Here is a 22391-nt window from a genome sequence, read left to right on the forward strand (position 1 = left end):
AGAAAGGCTGTTTCATGCGCACGCGCCGACATGCTTGATCTCAAGACGATTCTGGTCGTCACGCTGGCAACGGCGAGCCTTCAGGCGGTCGTCTGGATTTTTGTCTGGCGCGCGTGGCGCCATCTTTATGAGCTTAAATTTCTGGCGGCGGGTTTTGTCGCAATCGCGGTGGGGGTGCTGCTGATGATCATGCGGCAGGATCAGCCCGCGGCGTGGGAGATCATCTTTCACAACACGATCATCAAACTCGGGCTTGTGCTGCTCGCCGAGGGCCTGGCGCGCTTTCTGGGGCAACCGCGCTATAGCTGGGTCGGCATTTCGTTGCTCATTTTCCAGATCATCGTCTGGAACAGCGCGGTCGCCGAAGATCCGGGCAATATCGCAATCCGCATCCACGCATCGACCTTCTTCACGGTCGTCCTGATGTCGCTGATGTGCCTCGGCCTCGCACGCGACCGGACGCAGCCCCCACTACTGCGCTGGACCACGATAGCGGTGCTCGCCGAATATATGGCAGCCAGCATCGTCCAGAGCATCTTCGAGCTCCAGCTGCCAGCCAGCTTTCAGAGCGCGCCGATCCTCGCCGACCGCAACTCCTGGTATCTGCTGCAGGGCACTTTATTCCTGATCGCGCTCTTTGCCTGCCTGCTGTTCATGGTGAGTTCGCGGCTGTCGGCCGATCTGCGCGAAAAGAACGAAATATTGTCCCGCGAGGTGGTCGAGCGGCGGCGGCTGGAAAGCCAATTGCATGCAAGTCTCGAGACCGAACGCGCATTGCGCGAGGAGCAGGCCGATTTCATGCGCATCGTCAGCCATGAATTCCGCACCCCGCTCGCGATCATCCGCAACGCGGCGGAGATGATCAGCCTCGTCGGCGACAAATCACCGCAGGCGACCCGCGAACGGCTTGCCGGTATCGACGAAGCGCTCAATCGCCTGTTTTCGCTGATTGATCGCTTCATGACGAACGACCGCGATCACAGTTTCCAGCCCGAAGCGGTCCGAATCGGATCGATCATCGCGCAAGTCCAGACGCATTTCAGAATGACCAATCGCGGCGATCGCCTGGATATCGCTGTCGACGATCCGGACATCGTGTTCCTTGCCGATTCCGAAATGATGGCGACGGTCGTCATCAACCTGGTCGACAACGCCCTCAAATATTCGCCCGCCGATCAATCGGTTCATATCATGGTCCGAAAAGAGAGCCGATGGATGGTGATCGAGGTTCGCGATCGCGGCATGGGTATTCCCGATGCCGAATCGGGCAAGGTCGGGCGCCGCTTCTTTCGCGCATCCAATGCCAAAGCGGCGACGGGGACCGGCCTGGGCGTCTATTCGGCGCGACGCTTTCTCGCCTACCACGGCGGCACCTTAGAACTCGCCCCCAATGGCGAGGGGGGAACCGCCGCCATCATACACATCCCCTTACCGAAAGGGTTGCCTGACCGGCTCCCGTCGGAAGAGGTCGCGGCATGATGCAAATCCTGATCGTCGAGGACGAACCGCGCTTGCGCCAGGATCTGGGCGATTATCTGGAGTTGAGCGGCTTCGCGGTTGCAACGGCCGGAACCGCACAGGCGATGCGGCAGGCGCTGACGGAAGGCCCTGCCCCCGCGATCATCATCCTCGACGTCGGGCTACCCGACGGGAATGGCTTCGACCTGGCGACCGAAATCCGTGCAGCGCATCGCTGCGGCATCATCATGCTGACCGCGTTCGGCGACAGCGACAGCCGCATCCGGGGTTTCGACAGCGGCGCCGACATCTATCTCGTCAAACACAGCACCTTGCGCGAAATCGAAGCCGCGATACGCAGCTTGTTGCGGCGCACCGCCAATCCGCCGGCGCTCGGGAACGATGCCGATCGATGGATATTGGACGCCAGCAACTGGAGGCTGATCGCGCCGAACCGCCAGGCGCTGAAACTGACGGCAACCGAGTTCGCCTTTCTGACCTTGTTGTGTCAGCAAAAGGGCGAAGTCTGCCGCCGTGAAGAACTGGTAGAGGCCCTCTCCAGGCCGCGGGTCCAGTTCGACAATCGCCATCTCGACGCCATCGTCAGCCGGCTGCGGCGCAAGATCGAAAGCGCCACCCAACTCCCGTCGGCGATCAAGGTCGTCTATGGTGTCGGCTACACCTTTACTGCCCCCGTAATGGTGGAGTGAGCTTCGGATCAGCTACGCATTCCAAATTTCCTCTGTTCCAATCTTCAATCACGCCCAATGGCGGGCACGGAAGCAAGAACGAACGGCAGCAAGCGGGATCAGCTTTGAACCAACTGAACGTCCAATTTCGGGCGCTCAGCTGTCGCTCGACTGTGCCGATCGAATAACGATTTCGAGGCTGACGTTCAACGCATTCGAACAGACCCTGCTGATCCAGTATGGTATCAGCGCAGGCATCGATTGATTCAAGAACGGGTGGCGGCGCAACGCGATCAGCTCGGACGGACCTACACGGCGGTGCTGCGATTTTCCCAGAAAGGCGCGCGCAAGTCACGTTTCAGCACCTTGCCGGTTGGCGACAAAGGCAAGGTCGCGCGAATCTCTAGCGAGCGCGGACTCTTGTATGGAGCGATTTCTGCCCGGCAATGGTCGCGCAAGGCTTGAAGTTCGATTTCCGCGCCTTCATGAAGCACAAGCACCGCATGGACCGCTTCGCCATATTCGTCATCGGGGATTCCCACCACCGCCGCCTCGCGCACGGCCGGATGCCGAAGGATGACGTTCTCGACTTCGCCTGAAAAGACATTCTCACCACCGGTAATGATCATGTCCTTGGCGCGATCGCAGATATAGAGAAACCCGTCCTCATCCTGATAGGCGATGTCACCGGTCCGAACCCACCCATCTTCGGTTATCGCTTTCGCGGTCTCCTCGGGCTTGTTGAGATATCCGGTCATCTGTCCGGGGCCCCGTGCCCAAATTTCCCCGACCTCACCCAAGGCAACCGGATGGCCGTCCGCATCGACGACCTTGACCTCCACGGTCGTGAAGGGGGTACCCACCGACAGACCCTTGGGACTACCGACGAACTGCCAGCGCGGATGCAGGAACGAAATCGCGGGTCCCATTTCCGTCTGACCATAGGTGTGGACCAGTGAAACCTGAGGCAGATCCTCTTTCAGCCTCGCCAGGATCGGCTCCGGCATGGGGGAGCCGCCGAAGAGCAGTCCGTTGAGCGACTGCAGCTTCGCTGGCGCATAGGTCTTATCTTCCATCATCATCTGCACCATCGTGGGAAGGATGAGGAGCTTGGTGACCTTCTGTTGTTCGACGTTCCGGACCAGTTGGTCGGCGACGAAGCGCGGCATGAATATATGCGTACTGCCGCTGACAAGGCCGGCCTGCAGCATGATGCCGCCAGCCACATGAAAGAGCGGCGCCGTATGCAGCAGGCGATCTTCTTCGCCGATACCTGTCGCCATGGCGACGCTGATCGAATTGATCCACATCGCACCGTGCGAAAGCATCACGCCCTTCGAGCGGCCCGTGGTACCGCCGGTATAGAATATACCCGCAAGATCCTTGGGTGCCGGCTCATACTCTGGCGCACGATCGCTGGCCTTGATCAATTGCTCGCTGACAACATCTCCGGCAGCGCCTTCGGCGTCGATGCCAACTATCAATAAATCGTCGCGGGCGGTCCGAAGCAATTCAGCCTCGGTCAGAAAATTGCGGTCGGCAAACAGGACGCGAATGTTCGAATCCTCGATCGCATAGCCATTCTCGGCCGTCGACCACCGGATGTTCATCGGCACAATGACGGCCCCAGCCGCCCAGATCGCGCACTCGGCCTCCAGATAGGCCCGGCTGTTGAGAGCGAGAATTCCGATGCGATCACCGCGCCCCACGCCGAGGGACCGCAGCCCTTCGGCGAGCCGCAGAACGCGGTCTTCAAAGCGGCGCCAGTCGTGCTGCGTCTCGCCCTCGATCATCGCGACTTCGCGCGCCCGGAAACGGGCGTGCCGGCGCATCGCCTGGAGCAACGACATCAGGCTCTACGACGAAGCATGTGCGAGGGCGCATCGAGACGCGCGCCGTACCGGATCTGTAATGACGGAATTCAAATCAACCTCCCATTTTTATATTTTTGGATATCCATGTCCGGATCGGCTTCCCGGCAGCACGGCGGCCGCTGCTGCGCCTCAGAATTTCGTTTCGAGTGTCACACCATAGGTCCGCGGTTCGCCAGGAGATGCCACGGTGCCGACGCTCGCCGCCGAGGCGGTCGTCGCATAATATTTGTTGGCGAGGTTGCGGCCCCAGACCGAAATCTTGTGGTGATCGTCGAAACTAATCGAAGCGCGGGCGTTCACCAGCGAGTAGGATTTCTGGAACAGATAATTATCCGGTTCCCAGAAGAAGCCGTCGTTATAGGTGTAGGTGACATTGAAATCGGCGGTCAGGCCCGATTGGAGCGGCAGCGAATAATCGACCGCGACATTGCCGGTCACGCGCGGCGACCGGATCAGCTCCTTCCCCGCTGCGTCCCCGATTACGACAGCATTTCCTCCCGCCGGAAGCGGCACCGCAAAAGCCGCGCCGGGGAAAGATTTATACTCGCCCTTCAGATATTCGAAACTGCCCGAGAGACGAAGCCGCTCGGTCACGAGCGCCTCGAAATCCACGTCCAGACCATAGACTTCGGCGCGGGCAGCGTTTCGAACGGTCTGGACGCCGAGCACGAACTGGCTGAGCTGGATGTCGCGAAAGTCGTAAAAGAAGGCCGCGATATTCAGGCGAAGTCGGCGATCGAACAGACTCGACTTGAAGCCAAGCTCATAGGCGTCGAGCACTTCGGGGCGAAAAGGCGGGTTGGTGAGATTGCTCGGATTATACCCCCCGCTTCTAAAACCGCGGTTGTAGCTCGCATAAGCGAGAACATCCTCCGCAAGATCATGGTCGACAGCGACGCGCCAAGTCAGCTTGTTGAAGGTTGCATCGGTGCCGTCCGGCACGATGGTGGGACGGGTTACAGTCCCATCAAGCGCTGTCAGGATGACGTCGCCCGAAAGACCCCGCTTTTCCGAATTGTAGCGCGCGCCCAATGTAATGCGCGTGCCCTCGGCAACTGAATAGGTGCCTTGGGCATAGCCGGCATAGGCACGCGTCGACTGCGCGCCGTAAACCGCGCGGGTGATAAGCGTCGGGAAACTGGTCCCCGAAAACAAGACCGACTGCCGTCCATTGGCGTCGAAAAAATAGGCGCCGGCGGTCCATTCGAGCGCGTCCGGCGACCCTCCGGAAAGCTGAAGCTCTTGGCTGAATTGACGCTCGTGAACCGCGGTTTCGAAACGGAGTACCGGTGCCGCCGTTCCGTCGCCATCGAACGCGAAGGCGTAATTGGAACGCCGGTAGGCAGTGATGCTGGTCAAGGTGATGTCGTCAAAGCTGTGCGTTGCGGTCAGACTGACGCCCCCCGCCCTCGACCGGAAGAACTGGTCGAAGCTGGCCTGGACGCCGTAGCGAGGCCCAACATAAGGTTGCCCGTTGCTCCCCAGAAACCCATCGGCGAAGCGGGTTGCAAGGCCGGTGTCCGAATCCCACTCGCCATAGTCACCGGACAGCACAATGCGGGTATCGGGGCCGGGCTCGATCAAGATTTTCGAGCGCGCGAGAAAACTGTCGCTGACGTTGACATCGGTGCCGGTCACCGTGTTGAAGCCCCATCCCTTGCCCTGGTTGCGATAGTCCAGCGCGAGATCGGCCGACACATCCTGGGCAAGGCCTCCGGTTACATAACCACTGGCCGTTACGGTTGCGTAATTCTGATACCCCGCCTTGGCTGTAAATCCGGGGGTCGAAGAGGGATCGCGCGTGATGATCTGGATCAGGCCGCCCGTCGCGTTCCGGCCGAACAACGTTCCCTGCGGCCCCTTGAGCACTTCGACGCGCTCGACATTCGCGAGGCTGCCCATCGCGGTCGCCTTCGAACCATAATAGACGCCGTCGACATAGGTCGCGACCGGACTTTCAACGCCTGGGCCATTGCTCGAGCTTCCGATACCGCGCAGGAAGGGTGAGCTCAGCCCGACGCCGCGAACGACCACGAGGCCGGGGGTGACCATAGCAAGATCGGCCGTATTCTCGATACCTGACGCTTGCAGCCGCTCCCCCGAAAAGGCCTGCACCGCGATGGGAACCGATTGGAGCGACTGCTCGCGTCGCTGCGCCGTAACGACGATATCCGACAGGCCGCCCCGTACATCGGGATTCTCGGAAGAGCTGGAGGGAGCGGACGGCTGCTCCGGCGAGCCCGGCTTCTCCTGCTCCTGCGCCCAGCTCGGTGGAGTAAGGGTCAGCGCCGCGATACCCACCAAAGTAAAAACGATTGCGCGCATGGCCAGATCCTTCTGCCTGTGCCGGTCGGATTCTCCTGTCGGCATGCAGAGGTCTGATTAATACCGATCCGTAAGTCAATTGAAATTTACGTATCGGTAATTCGATGCGCGTTGCAGGGACCGGCTATGCTCCGGGCGTCGACCAGCGGATGAGCGTGGAATCGCTTTTCGCTTCCAGAACATCGAAGTTTTCGTCCGCGGGAACGAAAAGGAACTGGCCTTCGTCGACGTCGGCCGCGCCGGTTTCTCCCGACACGAACAAGGCTCCCGCCTCGAGATAATAGACCTGGTCGCGGTGCGTCTCGGAAAGGCGTGCGCGCACGCCGCTGGTCAAAACAATGTGCGAAAACTCCATGCCCGGGGTGTCGAACATCACCCGATGCATCACCCCCGGTTCGGTGGTCACGAGCGGCGCCACGTCGGCGGGGTTTCGGAACTGCGGCCGCGGTCGATTGGGCATGCCCGCGGGATCGCCGATCTGCGTTTGCGGCAGCAGATGGCCCCAGGCCTCGGTACGAGCAGGACTGAACGCGCAGATCGAATTATAGGGCGACGTAACCGTGAATCTCTGGGTCGCCGCGCCGACGGGCCTCCACATGAACAGACCAGCCGCGAAATCGACCACTTCGCCATCGCTTTGCATGCGCGCGCAGCCTGCTGCCGTGTAGCAATATTCGTCGCGATTATATGCATAGGGCATTGCGTAATCGAGCCCGGCGGCCGATCGGTTGAAACCGATATCGATGCTTGCCGGTCCTCCCCGCAGCCGCGAGAGGATGCGGCGATGGACCTGGCGGCCGTCGCGGTGCTCGGCGGAAGACAAATTCACTGTCGGCTCAATATCGTCGGGATCGATTACCTGCATAAAGAAACTCCAAATATGGGTGCGCCGGACGCCGGATTCTGGTCCATTCAGTCTGCGAGAGGCGTCGCTGCAGTCTCCACCCCGAGCAAGACGACAAGAAGCGCTATCCCGAGCAGGCAAGCCGCGAGGAAGAACATGAAGCCCATTCCGCCGAACGCGGTCAGGATCATCGCCACACCAAAAGGAGCGGCGATCAGGACGAGCCGCGATAGCGTCAGTGCAAAACTGCTTCCGCGCGCGCGCAGCGACGTCGGAAACAGCTCGGGCAAATAGACGCCGAGGATCAACGTGCAGACGAGATTGATCGAAGCCATCAGGATCAAGGCCACGGGGACGAGCCCGGACCCGCGGTCCAGATAGGCGCAAATCACCGCAAGACAGGAGGCTGCGATCGAGGTCGCGGCGATCGCCCCGCGCCGGCTCACGCGATTGATGATGAAATATCCCACGACGCTCCCGAGCGGCGCGCCAAGCATGATCACCAGATTGTCGCCAAGCCCGCGGGCAACCGATCCGCTCGCGAGCAGCACCGTCGGCATCCACGCCACCGCGCTGTTGCTGGTGACGGTCGCCCCGACGGCAAGTCCGGCTCCAAGGATCAACCGCCAGAAAAGCGGGGCTCGAAAAAGGGCGCTCGCCTTTGCGGATATCTCTGATGGGGAAACGACCACGGTGGTCACTGGCGCGGTATGCGACTTGATCGATAACGGCGCCCGCTCAGCCGTGATCCTCGCAAGCGCATCGGTCGCCTTCGCCAATTTTCCTTGCGCGGCGAGCCAGCGTGGCGATTCGGGTATCAGCTGAAGAGCGACAGCGAGCAGCAGGCCCGCGACTGCCGGCATGAAGAACATCAGGCGCCACGCGCCGATAGGGAGCAAATAGAAAGCGGCGACGGAAGCGACGCTGCTGGAGGCCGCGACGATGACGCCGAGACCGCTGACCCAAGAGCCGCGGACGCGCGCCGGCAAGACTTCGCTGAGATAGACATAGCCGATCGTCGGCAAGGCGCCCATGCCGATGGCGGCGAGCGTTCTGGAGGCGATCAGGAACCACATCGTCGGTGCAACGGCACAGAGCAGCGTGCCGAATGTCATCAGCGCGAGGGATAGTTGGAGAACCTTGATGCGGCCGATCCGGTCGGCCAGAAAGCCCGCGGCGAATACCCCGACGGCCGCCCCGCCCCCCGCGGCCGAGAAGAACATCGAGTTCAGCGCGAGCGTCGTCCATTCGTCGCGCAGCAAGCTGGCGGCGATCGCACCTCCCATCGTCAGATCGTAGAAATCGACGAACATCACTGCGCATATCAACCAGAATATCCGCCGATGCGACGCGGCGGGTCGGGCATCGTTGAGGATTGCGCCGATAGCCGTCTGGATGCTGCAGCCTGTCTCTTCGCTATGTAGCCCGCTGGGGAGCGCGATTGACGGCACCGGTTCGACCTTTCCGTCTTTCAGGCGTCAGCGCAAAGTTTCGCGGGCTTGCGCATGGCGGTTGGGAACGGCAGGAAGCCCCAGATGACCACGGAAGGTGCTGGCCTCATAGTCCTCCTTGAACAATCCGCGCTTCTGCAAGATCGGGACGACCAAATCGTAGAAATCCTGTAATCGGCCAACCGATGCACTGAGAAGAAAACCGTCGACCGCGCCCGCTTCAAACCAGCGCTGGCATGAATCGGCTACCTTTTCGGCGCTGCCGATAAAATCGGTGCGCGGAATGGCGAACCTGCGGGCGAGTTGACGCAGCGTAAGTTTTTCCTCTCTGGCGATACGTTTGAGATAGTCGGTCACGCTCCGATAGGAATTCTTGCCGAGGTTCCCCAGCTCGGGAAAGGGCGCATCCGGGTCATATTGGTTGAAGTCATGATAGCTGAAGAAGAAGCTGATCCACCCCAAGCTCTCCTCGTAGCTGACATAGGCGCAGGCTTCGGCATATTTGCGTTCTGCCTCTTCTTCTGTTTCCGCGACGATCGCGTCGAGGCCCGGCATGAAGACGATGTCGTCAGCGGAGCGACCAAATCCGACCGCTCGCCGTTTGACGTCATCGCAATATTCCTTCGCGTCCTCGACCGTCCGCGCGAGGCCGAAAATGGCGTCTGCGGTCTTCGCCGCGAGATCGCGCCCTCCGTCGGAAGCCCCCGCCTGGAACAGCACCGGATGACCTTGCGGCGAACGGGCGATGTTCAGCGGTCCGTCAACACGGAAAAACTCGCCCTGGTGCATTAGCGGATGCAGCTTCGATGGGTCAAAAAACACGCCCGTCGCCTTGTCCGGAACGAAGGCGTCATCCTCCCAGCTATCCCAAAGCGCCTCGACGACCCGGACATGCTCAAGCGCGCGCCGGTACCTGTCTTCAACAGGGGGAAGATTTTCCTGGCTATGATTGTGGGCCGCCCCCTCGAGCGCCGAGGTAACGATATTCCAGCCCGCGCGGCCTTGGCTGATGCGATCGAGCGAAGCCAGTTGACGCGCAACGGTGAACGGTTCGGTAAAGGATGTCGACAGCGTGCCAACCAGCCCGATGTGCTTCGTATGCGAAGCCAGTGCTCCAAGCAGCGTCATCGGTTCGAGCCGGTTCAGGAAATGCGGCGACGATTTGGCCGTGATCGAGAGCGTGTCAGCAATGAAAAGAAAGTCGGCCTTGGCCGCCTCCGCACTTTGGGCTTCCGCGATAAAGGCGTCGATGTCGGTGCTGGCCTTTGGATCGATATGCGCTCTTCGCCAGCCCCAATGCGACCCGCCTATCCCGTCGAGCATCACGCCGAACTTCATTTGACCAGATCGCATCCGAACCTCCTCTGCAGGGAGATGGATTGAAGGGGCAACCATCAATGCATCGATGGAGCTGAGTATGTCAATACGGATCGGTAAGTCAATTGATATATAGTGAGCAAATTTCCTGCTGGAATTTTACCACCATCCGCCCGCACATGCCCCACTTAGTGCGGACCTCAGGTCGAACTTAGTGGATGGCAGCAGCTTGCGCATCTTCCGGTTCGGTAACCGGCAGATCAAAAACCGCGTCGACCCACCGGGTCAGGGCACGCCGGCGAAATCGTCGGAAAAGCCGACCGGCGGCGCGGTAGCGGCGAGAGACTGGCGCAATGTGGAGATCAACGGTTTCATCTCGTCCGCGCCGCGCATTAAGGGATCGATCGCGTTGAACAGCAGCACGCGCGTCGGCCCCCGCCCCTTAGCCACATAAGCGTGCGGAATTTCGCCGTTGAATAGCACACTCGCACCGACCCCGAGCTCAGCCGGCGCGCGATCTACGAAATGCATGACCAAAATACCGGACAGGACATAGCAAAGCTCGGTGCCGCTGTGGCCTCTAAGTCCGCCCGCCTCCTCGACCGTCTTGCTGCTGATATCGAAGATTACGGGCTGGATCTGATGGTTAAGCCGGCTCGTGGCGTGAGGTACGGTATAGGTGTTTCCCTGTACGTCGATCACCTCTCCTTCGCCCGGCAAGGCAATGCTGATCTGGGATTCGTGCGGCTCTGGCGGCAGCGGCGCCATCAAGCCAGCCCATGTAATCCGCAGCCCCGCCATCAGCTTCAGTACGACCGGCATGGTTGGAGCCATGCGGTTGTTCTCGATACGCGAGAGCGTCGCGGCGGGAATTCCTGTCGCCTTGCTTGCCACCGCGAGCGACATTCCCATGGCCTCACGGTGTTGCCGGATCCGCTGACCCAACCGTGCACTGACATCATGCGCAGCCGAATCGCGGCGCCAGGCACTCCGCTCGGACGGGCCTTCGTCGGGGGCACCGCCCAAGTCGCGCTTGTTGTCGGTTTCAGCTATTGAGGACATGTTTTCGACCTTGGTATGCTTGCCGTTCACTCGAGCGGATGCGATCGGCGAGATGCCGAGCCTCTCGCTTAGCAGCATCCCCTTTCAATGACGAGAAAAATCCCCCTCCTGCAACGGATCGGTAGCGCCAGCGTGGATGATACGTACATTCTACGTCGATGGCAGGGCCAAGCGAGGCGACATGGAAACATTGACTTACGTATCGGTAATATCGATATGCGCTTTTGCACGAGTCCTTGAGGCCTGCCATTCGGAGAGTCTTTTCATGCCCTTGCCTTCCGTCCTGCGCGACCGCCTCCGGTTGCCGGTAATTGCTTCCCCGCTTTTTATCGTCTCCGGTCCCGACCTCGTGATCGCCCAGTGCAAGGCGGGCATCGTGGGATCTTTCCCGTCGCTGAACGCGCGGCCGGTATCGCAGCTCGACGAGTGGCTGGCACGTATCGAGGAGGAACTGGCGGCTTGGGACCGCGACCATCCCGACACGCCATCGGCACCTTTCGCGGTCAACCAGATCGTTCACAAGACGAACAATCGGCTCGAGCAGGACATCGAGCTTTGCGTGAAATACAAGGTTCCGCTGGTCATCACCTCGCTCGGTGCACGAACCGAAGTGAACGACGCGATCCATTCCTATGGCGGCCTCGTGATGCACGATGTGATCACCGATAGCTTTGCCCGCAAAGCGATCGAGAAAGGCGCCGACGGCCTGATCGCGGTCGCGGCGGGTGCCGGCGGTCATGCGGGTACGCTGTCGCCCTTCGCGCTGATCCAGGAAATTCGCGCATGGTTCGAAGGCCCGCTAGCTCTTTCGGGCTCGATCGCCTCGGGCCGCGCCATCCTCGCCGCGCAGGCGATGGGCGCCGATCTCGCCTATGTCGGCTCGGCCTTCATTGCGACGGTGGAGGCGAATGCCGTCGATGCCTATAAGGACATGATCGTCGAAAGTTCGGCGTCTGATGTTATCTATAGCAACCTCTTCACGGGCGTGCACGGCAACTATCTGGCGCCGTCGATCATCCACGCGGGGCTCGATCCCAAGACCCTGCCCCAAAGTGATCCCTCGAAGATGGACTTTGGCACGAGCGGCAGCGGCTTTGGGTCGGGAGGCAACCAGAGCGCCAAGGTCTGGCGCGACATCTGGGGCTGCGGCCAAGGGATCGGCGCGGTGACTGCGCGCGAGTCCGCGGGGCAATTCATCGCGCGCCTGGCCGACGGATATTGCGAGGCCTGCGCCGAACTGGCCCCCATGGCGGAGACGGCGCTTCGCCAGCCCGCGCGGAGCTGACGGCCGCTAGTTCGCCGCGCAATCGCCCGCCAGATGCTCGAAATTGCCGGCGGGCCGCGCGGCCGAGCCGCGTCGAATTCCGACAGGGACGCACCCGACAGCACAGCCGCAATTCATCCCCAAGGAGAAAAATCATGACAGAATCCGTCCCAGCCTTCACAGCCATGTTGCGCAGCGTGTTGGGCGATCGCGTTCGCCCGGCAGGCGACGGTTTTTGGACCTCGTCGCCGACGATATCGTGTTCGAATTCCCCTTCGCTTTCCCCGGCGGCCCCTCGCGACTTGAGGGCGCAGCGAAAATTGCCGGGCACCTCGAAAGCCTGGCGGGCATGATAACGCTCGACCGCATGAGCACGCCGATCGTCCATGAGACCAAAGATCCTGAGACGATCATCATCGAAGTCAACGGCTATGGAGAGGGAGTGCGGACCGGCGAGCCCTACGACCAGCGCTACATCTGCGTCATCCGGACGCGCAATGGCCGCATCGTCCACTATATCGACTATTGGAACCCACTGACATTCCTTCGCGCGCTGAAGGGATCCGCCAAGGTCGATGCGTTTCTCGAGGCTCAAGGCTGAACCGGACATCGCCGGGATTTCAGACCCTCGATCGGCGAATAACGCCGGACGATTTTCCCAGAGATTTGACGCCCGCCATCACGGCCGACGTCCGAGCTGATAGGCGTCGGACGTCGGCGCGTTAATGTCGGCGGCGGCTGTTTTTAGAACCCGGCGCGCAATTCGATGCCGTAGGTTCGTGGTTCGTCGGCTGAAAGCACCGTCCCCAGACCCTGGGCTTGCAGCGCCGTCGTGTAAAATTCGTTGAGCAGGTTGCGCCCCCATAGCGATACCGTGACCGCGTCGGACAATGGATAGGAAATACGGGCGTTGGCGATGTGATAGGCCTTCTGCCGCATATAATTGTCCGCCTCTGTGAAATAGCCGTCGTTGTAGCTGTAGGTCAGGTTCAGACGGACATCCCGATCGGCGGAGACCGGGAGAGCATAATCGAGCCCCACCGTGGCAGTAAGCCCCGGGGTGCGAGGCAGATCATTGCCCGTCGCCGATCCGGTGACGACGCTGTTGCCTCCCGCCGGGAGCGGACTGGCGAGATTGGCGTCGGGAAACGACGTATACTCGCCCTTCAGATATTCGGCCGCCACCGACAGACGGAGCCGATCCGTTACCAGCGCCTCAAAATCGAGATCGACGCCGTACATTTCGGCCGCCGCCGCGTTCCGCGGGGTCTGGACGCCCAGCACGGCAACGCTGAGCTGGATATCCTTGAAGTCGTAATAGAAGCCCGACAGGTTCAGCTTGATGCGATTGCCGAAGAAATTGCTCTTCAGGCCCGCTTCGAGAGCATCAAGCACTTCGGGGCGAACCGGCGAGGTCTCGTTGGGCAATTGGGCGCCATTGAACCCGCCACTCTTGAAACCGCGGTTATAGCTCGCGAAGAGCATGACATCCTTCGCGATGTCGTAATCGACCGCGGCGCGCCAGGTGAGGCGCTGATAGTCGATGCGGCCAGGTGCGGGCGGGACCATGACCACGACCGACCCGTCGTTGAAGAACTGCGAGCGCATGGCGTCGAGCGTACGGTTTTCCCACGTGTAGCGCAGGCCCCCGGTTATCCGCAACGCGGGCGCGACCGACCAGGTCGCCTGCCCGTAAAGCGAATAGGAGTTGGTGACCTGACGCGACTGTACTTGCTGAAGCCGCCGCGTCGGTACGATCGTTCCCGCCTGCGCGTTGAGCTGATCGCCCTTGTTGTAATAATAATAAGCGCCCGCGGTCCATTGCAGGCCGTCGCGCACGCCGCCGACAAGCTGCAGTTCCTGACTGAACTGCTTCTCCGCATTATGTCCGTCGAAATAGAGATAGGACTCCGGCGTCACGTCGCTGTCGAGAAGCAGATCGTAGCTGCCCTTGCGGAAAGCCGAGATCGAGACGAGATCGGCGAATGACAGATTTTGCTCGACCTTGAGCGACAGCCCGCCGGCGCGCGATCGGAATGACGGATCGACATTAGCGTTGATATCATAGTCGCCCCCCGGAAACGGACGATTCCCATCTCGCGCGGGAGGAAGGCCGTCGACGGGCCGATAGGCCGTACCGATCGAGGATTCGGTCCAGCCGTAATCGCCAGCGAGCGCCATCCGCAGCGAATCATTCGGCGTCCAAAGCCATTTGCTGCGAAGGACGGCGAAATCGCTCTGGTTGACGTCGGCGCCGGTCGCAACGTTCGTGCCCCAGCCCTCGTTCTGGCGTCGATAGGACATCGCAAGATCACCAGCGAGGCCCTCCGCGATCCCGCCCGTGACATATCCGCTTGCCGTTACGGTATCGTAGTTCGCGAGCCCGACGGCAAAGTTCATCGCCGGCGCATCGCTCGGGTCGCGCGTTATGATCTGCACGAGACCGCCTGTCGCATTGCGTCCGAAAAGCGTGCCCTGCGGCCCCTTCAGAACCTCGACCCTTTCGATGTTGTCGAGCGAAGTCAGCGACGCCGATTTGATGCCCTGGTAGACGCCGTCGACATAGGTGGCCACCGAGTTTTCGACGCCCGGACCGTTGATCGTCGAGCCAACCCCCCGCAGAAAGGGGGAGCCGAGACCGACGCCCTGCGTCAAGACGAAGCCCGGGGTTACGACCGCCAGATCGGACGTCCGCAAGATCCCCGCATTTGCAAGTTGCTCCCCGGTAAACGCGGAAATGACGATGGGGACGCTCTGAAGTCGCTCGCGCCGGCGCTGCGCGGTAACGACGATTTCCTCAAGCCCGCCTCCGGCTTCGATCGCTTCGCCGATCTCCGGCTGCGCCGAATCGGGCTCCTGTGCCAATGCGGCTGCGGGCTGCGCGTCCTGCGACGAGGTCTCGGTCTGCGCGACCGCAAGCGATGGATATCCGTAGGTGAGCAAGAGCACGGTGGTCAAAAGCCGCATGTGATTTCGTCCTAGATTTGGCGTCCAGCGTGGACGCGGTTTTGCAGAAGATCGTCGCGGTCGACCGGCACAAGGCGCAGGTCCCACGAAGGCACCCAAGGTGCTTTCAATCCGAAAAAATGTTGGTTGGAGACGGCGGTTACGCCGCCAGGACCGGGAGGTGCCGTCGTGCGGTCAGCTGGCATAGTTCCCGCAAGCCCAGCGCCTTCCTCTCGCCGCTGCCCGCTGCGCGACCAGCCCGGCCTTCTCTAGGCCCTGCCGGCCTCGAAGCAGATCAAACTACCCGGCGAAGTGGCCTCGATCAGCAGAGGCGCTGCACCTTTGGGACGGTAAATGAAGTCGGGGCTGGCCGCGGCAGCCCGGCCGCTTCCGGTCTCGACGAGATAGGTTCCGGATTCGACCCAGCAGATCTCGTCGCCAGGCGCCGCGCGCGCTGTCCGCCGGCTTCCCTTCTCGAACACGAAATTCGTCACGCTGGCGTGCTGCGACCCGTCCTTTTCCGCCGACAGCAGTTCTCGGCGAGTCACGCCGCCGCTGCAATCGTCGCATGGACGGCCCGGCACATTGTTCAGGTTGAAGAACCGAACGTGCGGACGCGATCCTTCGCTACCTTTCCACTGGCCGACCTGCTCGGGAGGGAGCCGATGCGACCACTGGTCCGCGCGTGCCGGGGCAAAGGCGCAGACCGTGACCGAGTCCTTGGTGGCGTGAATATTCTCGGTCGCGGCGGACGCGGGCCGCCACATGAGATAGCCCTGCCGCGCGATCACTCTGATGCCGCTGCTTTCCATGTCGATTTCCCCACTGGGAAAGTAGCAAAGCTCGTCCTTGTTATAGGCATAGGGCTTATCCGTCCCGACGCCGGTCGCGTATACATTGTAGCCGATGTCGAGCCCCGTAGAGCCGTCGCGAACGGACGAAACAACACGACGGTGGACAGCGCGTCCCGAAGCCTGGTCCGCGTCTCCTGCCCGTACGGTCGGTTCGACCTCGGCAGGCCTGATCACGCGAACCGCGCGGTCGCCGGGGCTACCGGCGGGCGAAGCTGAGACTTCGGTTGCGATGTTTGCCGACAGCAGTGCCAACGGGATAAAAGCAATCCGCAAATACATGTCATATCCTCCCTTTTTTTTCCGATTGGTTCACGTCGAGGGACCGAATGCGCTCCCGCCCTCGCAACCGCTGACTCCGAACGTCTGGGTCTCAGGCACACCAGCCGTCATCAACGAGCATGATTAGACCGTGGACACCTTTGGCATCATCACTGGCAAGGAACGCGACCGCGCCGACCATGTCCTCGGGATCCATGAATGCCCGGCCGGTCGGCGTGCGGCTGCTCATCAGTGCGACATAATCCTCGTGCCCGGGGCCCCGCAGATGTGCGTTGATCGGCGTCGCGACATTGCCTGGCGCAATGGCGTTGACGTTGATGCCCTCGCTCGCCAGCTCCGAAGCCAGCGCCTTGGTAAGGAGCGAAACGCCGCCCTTGGAAGCACAATATGCAGGGCAATTGGGAAAGGCATCGACCCCGGCGATCGACGAGAGGTTGATGATCTTTCCGCTCCCCCGTTTGCGGAACCAGGGCAAGACCGACTGCACCGCGAAGAATGTGCCCTTGAGGTTGAGATCGATTTGCGCGTCCCAGATCTCCTCGGTCGTATCGGCGACCGGAACGGTGAGAAAGGTACCGGCATTGTTCACCAGGATGTCGATGCGGCCGTATGCGTCGCCGACCTCATCGACAAAGCGCCGGATATCGGCCACTTTCGAGCAATCGCCGCGAAACGCCTTCGCCGTTCCGCCCGCCGTCTCGATGTCGGTGACGACCTTCTCGGCCGCCACATCGTTGCGGCTGTAGTTGACGGCGACTGTCGCCCCCTCCTTCGCCAGCCGCTTCGCGATCGCTTCGCCGATGCCCTGCGATCCGCCCGTTACGATCGCTATCTTGCTGTCCAGTCTCATCATGCGCTCCCTATTATGCCGACATGCCGTAAATTTCCGCGGCCCGCTCCGGGCTGATCCAGCCCTCCGCGACATCGTGCCGAACCTTCGCCGGGTCACGATCGCGAGGGTCGCCGTAACCGCCGCCGCCGCAGGTGATGGAAATGATCACCTCGCCATCCTTGACGCGCTGGACGCTGACCTGATCGGTTTCGACGAGTGTTCCGTCGACCTTGCGGAGATATTGCCGCGATCGCCCCCCGGTACCGCCGCCTCGGACGCCGGTCGGCCCGTTGATTGTGCCGTCACTGACAAAGGCGACATCGACATCGCAGCCGACCGGACCGAACGCGACCTCAAGGCTCGGCGCGCCGCGCTGACGCCCTGGCCCCTCGGTATCCCGGAGCAGGCGCCGGCTCTCGACCAATATCGGTTGGCAAAGTTCGTCGAGCTCGACGCTGTCGATGAAGCACAAACCGCCGTTACCGGCATGAAGATAGGTCATCCACGCATCGTTGTGCGCGGTGGCACCGCCGCCGGTCGCGCCGAGGAACAACTGGTTGATGAACTTCTTTCCGGTGCGCGGATCCCTGCCCGAAATCACGCCGCTGGCGGGCGAAAGGCCGGCGCCGACTTCCGCCATTCCGACGCCGTCGGCAATCTGCGCCAGGGCGGATTGCGTCGCGGCGCACACCCGGTCTGCGAGATTCGTCGTCGCCGCCGAGCAGCTGGCCGGATGGACGGGGATGCCGCAGACGCTGCCTTCGCGCAGACGCACGTCCACCCGGCGAAAGGCGCCGGCATTTTTCGGAACCATATGGTCGATCGAATTGAACACGCCGATCAGGGCGCTGGTCCGCGCGCAGGCTTCGCTGAGGTTGAGGCCGCACGGCAGGCTGTCGATATTGTCGAGCAAGTCGACGACGATCCGGCCGCCTTCGGCATCAACCGTGACATCTGCCTTGATGACGATGCCTTCCGCCGGGGTTCCCGGGACCGGATCATGCGTGCTCGTCGCCGACACGCAGCCCGACGGGAGCTTCGCGATCGCATCGATCATGCTCTTTTCGCTGTAGTCGAACCAGCGCTCTCGGAACGCGTCGAGCTGGTCCCAACCAATCTCGGCGGCGAGATCGAGGATCTCGCGCTCGCCGATCCGTGCAGCGCCGAGCATGGCGAGGAAGTCGCCTTTCCACTGTTCGGGAACGCGGATACGCATCTGGCACATGCGCACGATGTCGTCGATGGTCTGATAGTCCTGCTGGACCTTGACCGCCGGGAAAATCAGCGCGCCTTCCTCATACACATCGCTAGCCGTGCCATGATAGGTGGTCGGAATCGAATTGCCGATGTCGGCTTGGTGCGCCTTGGCGACCACGGTGAAGCGGTGCACCCCGTCATCGTCCATCACCGGCACGAGGATCGTGTGGTCGGCCGGGTGCGAACAGCCATGATAGGGCGAGTTGTGCAGGAAGGCGTCGCCCCGCTTCAGATCGGGATGAAACTGCCGCATCGATGCCGCCATCAGGTCGGGCCCGGACAGGACATGGATCGGCAGGCTCTCGGCCGCCGCGAGCAGAAGATTGTCGGCGGTGACGATACAGGCGGAGAAATCGCGCGCGCGGTTCAGCACACCCGAGCGCCCGGCGCGGAGCAATGTGTTCGCCATCTTGCGCGCCACGCCTTCGAACCGGTTGTTGAGGATGGCAAGCTGCGCGCCGTCGAGCGGCTGCGGCGAGGCCAGCGGATCGGAGGTCATGCGTCGGCTCCCTGCGCGGCGATGTCAATGACGAGACTGCCGTCGATTGTCCGCCAGAAAACCGAGCCGGGATCCGCGACAACACTGCTGAACGGCGATTCGATAAGCGCGGGGCCGTTATGAATCCGGTCGACGGCAAGCGCGGAAAATGGCACCACGGCCGCGTCGCAAAAGCCCGAGCCACCGAAATAGACGCGGCGGGTTCCAGCCCTTTCGGCCTCTTTGGCATGCGGCTTCATCCGCCCGATGATGTGCTCGTGCACCCGGCAACTCGCGCGCGCCGACCAGCCGATGATCTCTATCGCTGAGCCTTCGTCGCGAAAGGCGAAGATGCGCTCGTGCGATTGGTGCACGGCTTCGGCGAGCTTCTTGATGTCGGCCTCGCTCGAAAAATGGTCGAACGACAGCGGGACCTCGATTTCCCACACCTGCTGCTCGTAACGCGCCTCGAGCGACAGCTCGATCTGTGGGGCGAAGCTCACGCCCGCGGTTTCGGCAAGAAAGGCCTCGCCCTTGCGCTGGAGACCCCTCAGAATTTTATTGGCGCGTGCCATATCGAAGTTCGTCGTCACCATATATTCGACGGCGCGATAATCGGCGGCCAGTTCGGACATCAGCGCGCCCGCGGCGCTGAGCGCTGCGCCGACCTCGGGGATCACGAGCCGGGGAATGTTCATGCGGCGGGCGATGAAGATCGAATTGAGTCCCGCCGCGCCGCCGCCGCCGATCAGCACTGAATGGCGCGGATCGATGCCTTGGTTGACAGTGATGTCGGCGATCGCGCTCGCCATATTCTCGGTAGCAAGCGTGACGATAGCTGCTGCGGCTTCCTCCACGCTCATGCCGAGCGGATCGGCGACCTTGTCCTTGATCGCTTGGCACGCCGCTTCGCGGTCGAGCCACATCTTGCCGCCGAGGAAATAATCTGGATCGACATAGCCCAGCGCCAAGCAGGCGTCTGTCAGGGTCGGCTCGGTACCCCCGCGCGCGTAGCAAACCGGCCCCGGCGTCGAGCCTGCGCTTTGCGGACCGACACGCAGAAGGCCGCCCTTGTCGACATGCGCGATGCTACCGCCGCCGGCCCCGACGCTTTGGACATCGACCGATGGAAAGCCGGTCAGGTGGCCGCGAAAGGGTTGTCCGATCCAGGCATCGCGCGTGAGCGGAATCCGCCCGCCACGGACTAGGCTGACATCATAGGTCGTGCCGCCGGTATCGGCGACGACGATGTCGGCGCCCGGCTTCGTCAGTTCGCCGAAATATTTACCCGCGATCGGCGCGAGCGAGGGTCCCGAATTGATCGCGCGGATCGGCGAGGCGGCGATTTCGTTAGCATCGACCATGCCACCCTGCGACGTCAGCACGAGCAGACGGCCCATGAAACCGGCGTCCTTGAGCCGCCGGGAGAGCGACCCAAGATAAGAAGCCATAAGCGGCTTCAACGATGCGTCGATCGCAGCCGAAGAGGCGCGGCGGAATTCGCGGATGGTAGGATTGAGTTCGCTGGAGAGCGTAACCGGTACCGCTGGCAGATGCTGGCGCAGAATCTCGCGAACGCGTTGCTCATGCGCGTCATTGGCCACCGACCACAGCAGGGCCACGGCGACGGCTTCGACCTCGGCCTCGCGCAACTTTGCGCAGGTCGCGACAAGTGCCGTTTCATCCAGCGGCCGGACAATCTTGCCGTCGGCGCTTATCCGCTCGGGCACTTCATAGGTTAGCGCCCGCGGGATATAGGGCTCGGGATAGGCGATGGTAAAATTGAAAGGCTCGGCGCGCCCGCCCTCGCGCAGCACCAGCACATCGGGATGCCCCTGCGTCGTCAGCAAGGCGGTACGGGCGGTACGCCCGGTGACGACCGCATTGATCGCGTGAGTCGTACCGTGAATGAAGCTGTCGGCGCGCGCGAGATAGTCCCCAAGCGAAACCCCTTCATCATCGGCTGCCAGTTTCAGCGCGTCGATGACGCCCTGCACCGGGTCGGCAGGAGTGGTCGAGGCCTTGTACATGCCAAGCTGACCCGACTCGTCCTCGACAATCAGATCCGTAAACGTGCCGCCGGTGTCGCATGCCAGTCGCATTATCTAACCCGTTTCATGTTCGCTTTGCCGCGAGCGCCAACCAAAAGCGGCTGGACCCGAATGATATTACCGATCCGCAATTGGCTCGTACGGTTCGGTAAGTCAATAGTCGAATTGGACGATGAAGGACCTGCGAGTTTCCGATGCAGGCGTCCCTCGAATTTTTGTGACGGGATGGAGTGGGCCATTTCCCAATAGGCCACAGTTAGCGGCATGCCGGCCGTCGCTGGACCAAAAATTCGGCGCGATCCGCAATGCCGTTGACTTTGTGCCTGATAATCCAGATAGTACGGATCGGTAATTTATCTATATGGGTCAAGATATGGCGAAGCTTGTTCAGGGACTCGCGGTAGAATCCGGTAATCTGGGCCATTCGGCTGCGGCGGGTATGAAATATGACGTCGCCGAGGCGGAGAAGCTGTGGCTGACCCAATATGGCTCCGCCGCGCGCGCTGAAAAGATTGCAAGCGAACTCGATGCGGTATTCCGAGTGAAGGAAGTGCGCGACGGCAGGGAATATCTCCTCCGGATCGGGGACAATCGCGCTGGCATCGCCGATCTGCAAGTGGCGGTCCTTGACCATATCGCAGCATCGGCGCCCGGGCTTCCCGTTGCGCGGGTCCATAAGAGCAGCGCGGCCAGCGCCGTCATTCCGCTCCCATCAGGGCAGGACGGGCGCTATGCTGCTTTTGCTACAACCTTCCTTTCTGGCAAGCCGCTTGCCGCGCTTCGATCCTTGTCCCAGCGCAACGAACTCTTCGAGCTTCTCGCAAAGCTGGACCGATCGCTTGACGGCTTTTCTCATCCCGGAGCGAGGCGATCGCTCCTCTGGGACGTCTCGCGCGCCGACCAGGTCGCGCTGATGACAAAGGCCATTCCCTCAGCCGGGTTGCGCAACCTGGCGGACAGCGCGTTGGAAGACTGGCGCGCGCTGGCAGCCCCGAGGCTCGGCGCGTTACGGCGGCAGGTCATTCACAATGACTTCAATCCCTCGAACATCTTGGCGGCCCAAGATGGCGCGATTACCGGCATCATCGATTTCGGCGATGTCATCGACGCACCGCTGATTTGCGACCTCGCGACGGCGATAGCCTATCAGGAGCCGCAGCACGGCTTCGACACATTGCTGGCCACTGCGGTCGCCGCATATGGCCGCGATCTTCCCCTGCTGGAGGAAGAAATAGCAATCCTGCCGATACTGGTCCGGGCGCGCGCTGCCATGGTCGTCGCAATAACGCATTGGCGTGCGGCGCAGAATCCCGGTAACCGCGCCTATCTTCTGCGCAACGCCCCCCTCGCCTCACGCCTGCTTGAGTCAGCGACGCAGCGCCGCGGCGGGGCCTTTGCTTCCTTATGAGA

At 61.7% G+C, this 22391-nt stretch carries 16 protein-coding genes; 5 read left to right on the top strand and 11 right to left on the bottom strand.

Translation table 11 applies throughout. The features are described 5' to 3' along the window. Positions 1 to 30 precede the first annotated feature (30 nt). Together FHR22_RS11020 and FHR22_RS11025 are read left to right on the top strand one after the other, a co-directional pair. A complete protein-coding gene (locus FHR22_RS11020) occupies positions 31 to 1479 on the top strand; it encodes a sensor histidine kinase (protein ID WP_166941983.1) in 1449 nt (482 codons plus the stop codon). Continuing rightward, complete coding sequence (locus FHR22_RS11025; RefSeq protein ID WP_166941985.1) at positions 1476 to 2168, top strand: response regulator transcription factor; 693 nt, start codon at positions 1476 to 1478, stop codon at positions 2166 to 2168. Before FHR22_RS11020 ends, FHR22_RS11025 begins: the two co-directional genes overlap by 4 nt. 287 nt (positions 2169 to 2455) lie before the next feature. Here the strand turns inward: FHR22_RS11025 and FHR22_RS11030 are convergent, their stop codons facing one another. The 6 genes from FHR22_RS11030 to FHR22_RS11055 all read right to left on the bottom strand — a co-directional run bounded on the left by FHR22_RS11030 (position 2456) and on the right by FHR22_RS11055 (position 11098). Further along, positions 2456 to 3997: a class I adenylate-forming enzyme family protein gene (locus FHR22_RS11030; RefSeq protein ID WP_166941987.1), complete on the bottom strand. Its 1542-nt coding sequence runs from the start codon at positions 3995 to 3997 to the stop codon at positions 2456 to 2458. Between the two features lie 153 nt (positions 3998 to 4150). Continuing rightward, positions 4151 to 6346, bottom strand: coding sequence for a TonB-dependent receptor (locus FHR22_RS11035; RefSeq protein WP_166941989.1), 2196 nt, complete (start codon positions 6344 to 6346; stop codon positions 4151 to 4153). A gap of 124 nt (positions 6347 to 6470) precedes the next feature. After that, positions 6471 to 7211 carry a hypothetical protein gene (locus FHR22_RS11040; protein ID WP_166941991.1) on the bottom strand — a complete coding sequence of 247 codons (741 nt, stop codon included), beginning with the start codon at positions 7209 to 7211 and terminating at the stop codon, positions 6471 to 6473. Positions 7212 to 7258: 47 nt separating this feature from the next. Continuing rightward, positions 7259 to 8503, bottom strand: a complete 1245-nt coding sequence (locus FHR22_RS11045; protein WP_243853699.1) for an MFS transporter — start codon at positions 8501 to 8503, stop codon at positions 7259 to 7261. A gap of 165 nt (positions 8504 to 8668) precedes the next feature. Next, positions 8669 to 9994, bottom strand: a complete 1326-nt coding sequence (locus FHR22_RS11050) for an LLM class flavin-dependent oxidoreductase (protein WP_166941996.1) — start codon at positions 9992 to 9994, stop codon at positions 8669 to 8671. Positions 9995 to 10243: 249 nt separating this feature from the next. Further along, positions 10244 to 11098, bottom strand: coding sequence for a helix-turn-helix domain-containing protein (locus tag FHR22_RS11055; protein ID WP_166941999.1), 855 nt, complete (start codon positions 11096 to 11098; stop codon positions 10244 to 10246). 187 nt (positions 11099 to 11285) lie between these two features. Here FHR22_RS11055 and FHR22_RS11060 point away from each other — a divergent pair, with 187 nt between their 5' ends. Further along, complete coding sequence (locus tag FHR22_RS11060; RefSeq protein ID WP_166942002.1) at positions 11286 to 12305, top strand: NAD(P)H-dependent flavin oxidoreductase; 1020 nt, start codon at positions 11286 to 11288, stop codon at positions 12303 to 12305. A gap of 214 nt (positions 12306 to 12519) precedes the next feature. Next, the gene (locus FHR22_RS11065) at positions 12520 to 12885 is read left to right on the top strand and encodes a nuclear transport factor 2 family protein (RefSeq protein ID WP_243853650.1); all 366 of its coding nucleotides are present in this window, start codon (positions 12520 to 12522) and stop codon (positions 12883 to 12885) included. 143 nt (positions 12886 to 13028) lie between these two features. On the opposite strand, the gene FHR22_RS11070 is transcribed toward FHR22_RS11065, so the two are convergent. The 5 genes from FHR22_RS11070 to FHR22_RS11090 all read right to left on the bottom strand — a co-directional run bounded on the left by FHR22_RS11070 (position 13029) and on the right by FHR22_RS11090 (position 21032). Then, positions 13029 to 15251, bottom strand: coding sequence for a TonB-dependent receptor (locus FHR22_RS11070; protein ID WP_166942005.1), 2223 nt, complete (start codon positions 15249 to 15251; stop codon positions 13029 to 13031). A gap of 248 nt (positions 15252 to 15499) precedes the next feature. Further along, positions 15500 to 16363 (bottom strand): hypothetical protein, encoded by an 864-nt coding sequence (locus FHR22_RS11075; protein ID WP_166942008.1) that lies wholly within the window; start codon positions 16361 to 16363, stop codon positions 15500 to 15502. 91 nt (positions 16364 to 16454) lie between these two features. Further along, on the bottom strand, positions 16455 to 17213 hold the full coding sequence (locus FHR22_RS11080) for an SDR family NAD(P)-dependent oxidoreductase (RefSeq protein ID WP_208417619.1): 759 nt from the start codon (positions 17211 to 17213) through the stop codon (positions 16455 to 16457). A gap of 13 nt (positions 17214 to 17226) precedes the next feature. Beyond that, positions 17227 to 18951 (bottom strand): hydantoinase B/oxoprolinase family protein, encoded by a 1725-nt coding sequence (locus FHR22_RS11085; RefSeq protein WP_166942014.1) that lies wholly within the window; start codon positions 18949 to 18951, stop codon positions 17227 to 17229. Then, positions 18948 to 21032: a hydantoinase/oxoprolinase family protein gene (locus FHR22_RS11090; RefSeq protein ID WP_166942016.1), complete on the bottom strand. Its 2085-nt coding sequence runs from the start codon at positions 21030 to 21032 to the stop codon at positions 18948 to 18950. Before FHR22_RS11090 ends, FHR22_RS11085 begins: the two co-directional genes overlap by 4 nt. 322 nt (positions 21033 to 21354) lie before the next feature. Between FHR22_RS11090 and FHR22_RS11095 the strand changes: the two genes are divergently transcribed. Continuing rightward, complete coding sequence (locus FHR22_RS11095) at positions 21355 to 22389, top strand: phosphotransferase (RefSeq protein WP_166942019.1); 1035 nt, start codon at positions 21355 to 21357, stop codon at positions 22387 to 22389. The last annotated feature ends 2 nt before the right edge of the window (positions 22390 to 22391 follow it).

The organism is Sphingopyxis panaciterrae, assembly GCF_011762125.1.
Taxonomy (GTDB): domain Bacteria; phylum Pseudomonadota; class Alphaproteobacteria; order Sphingomonadales; family Sphingomonadaceae; genus Sphingopyxis; species Sphingopyxis panaciterrae.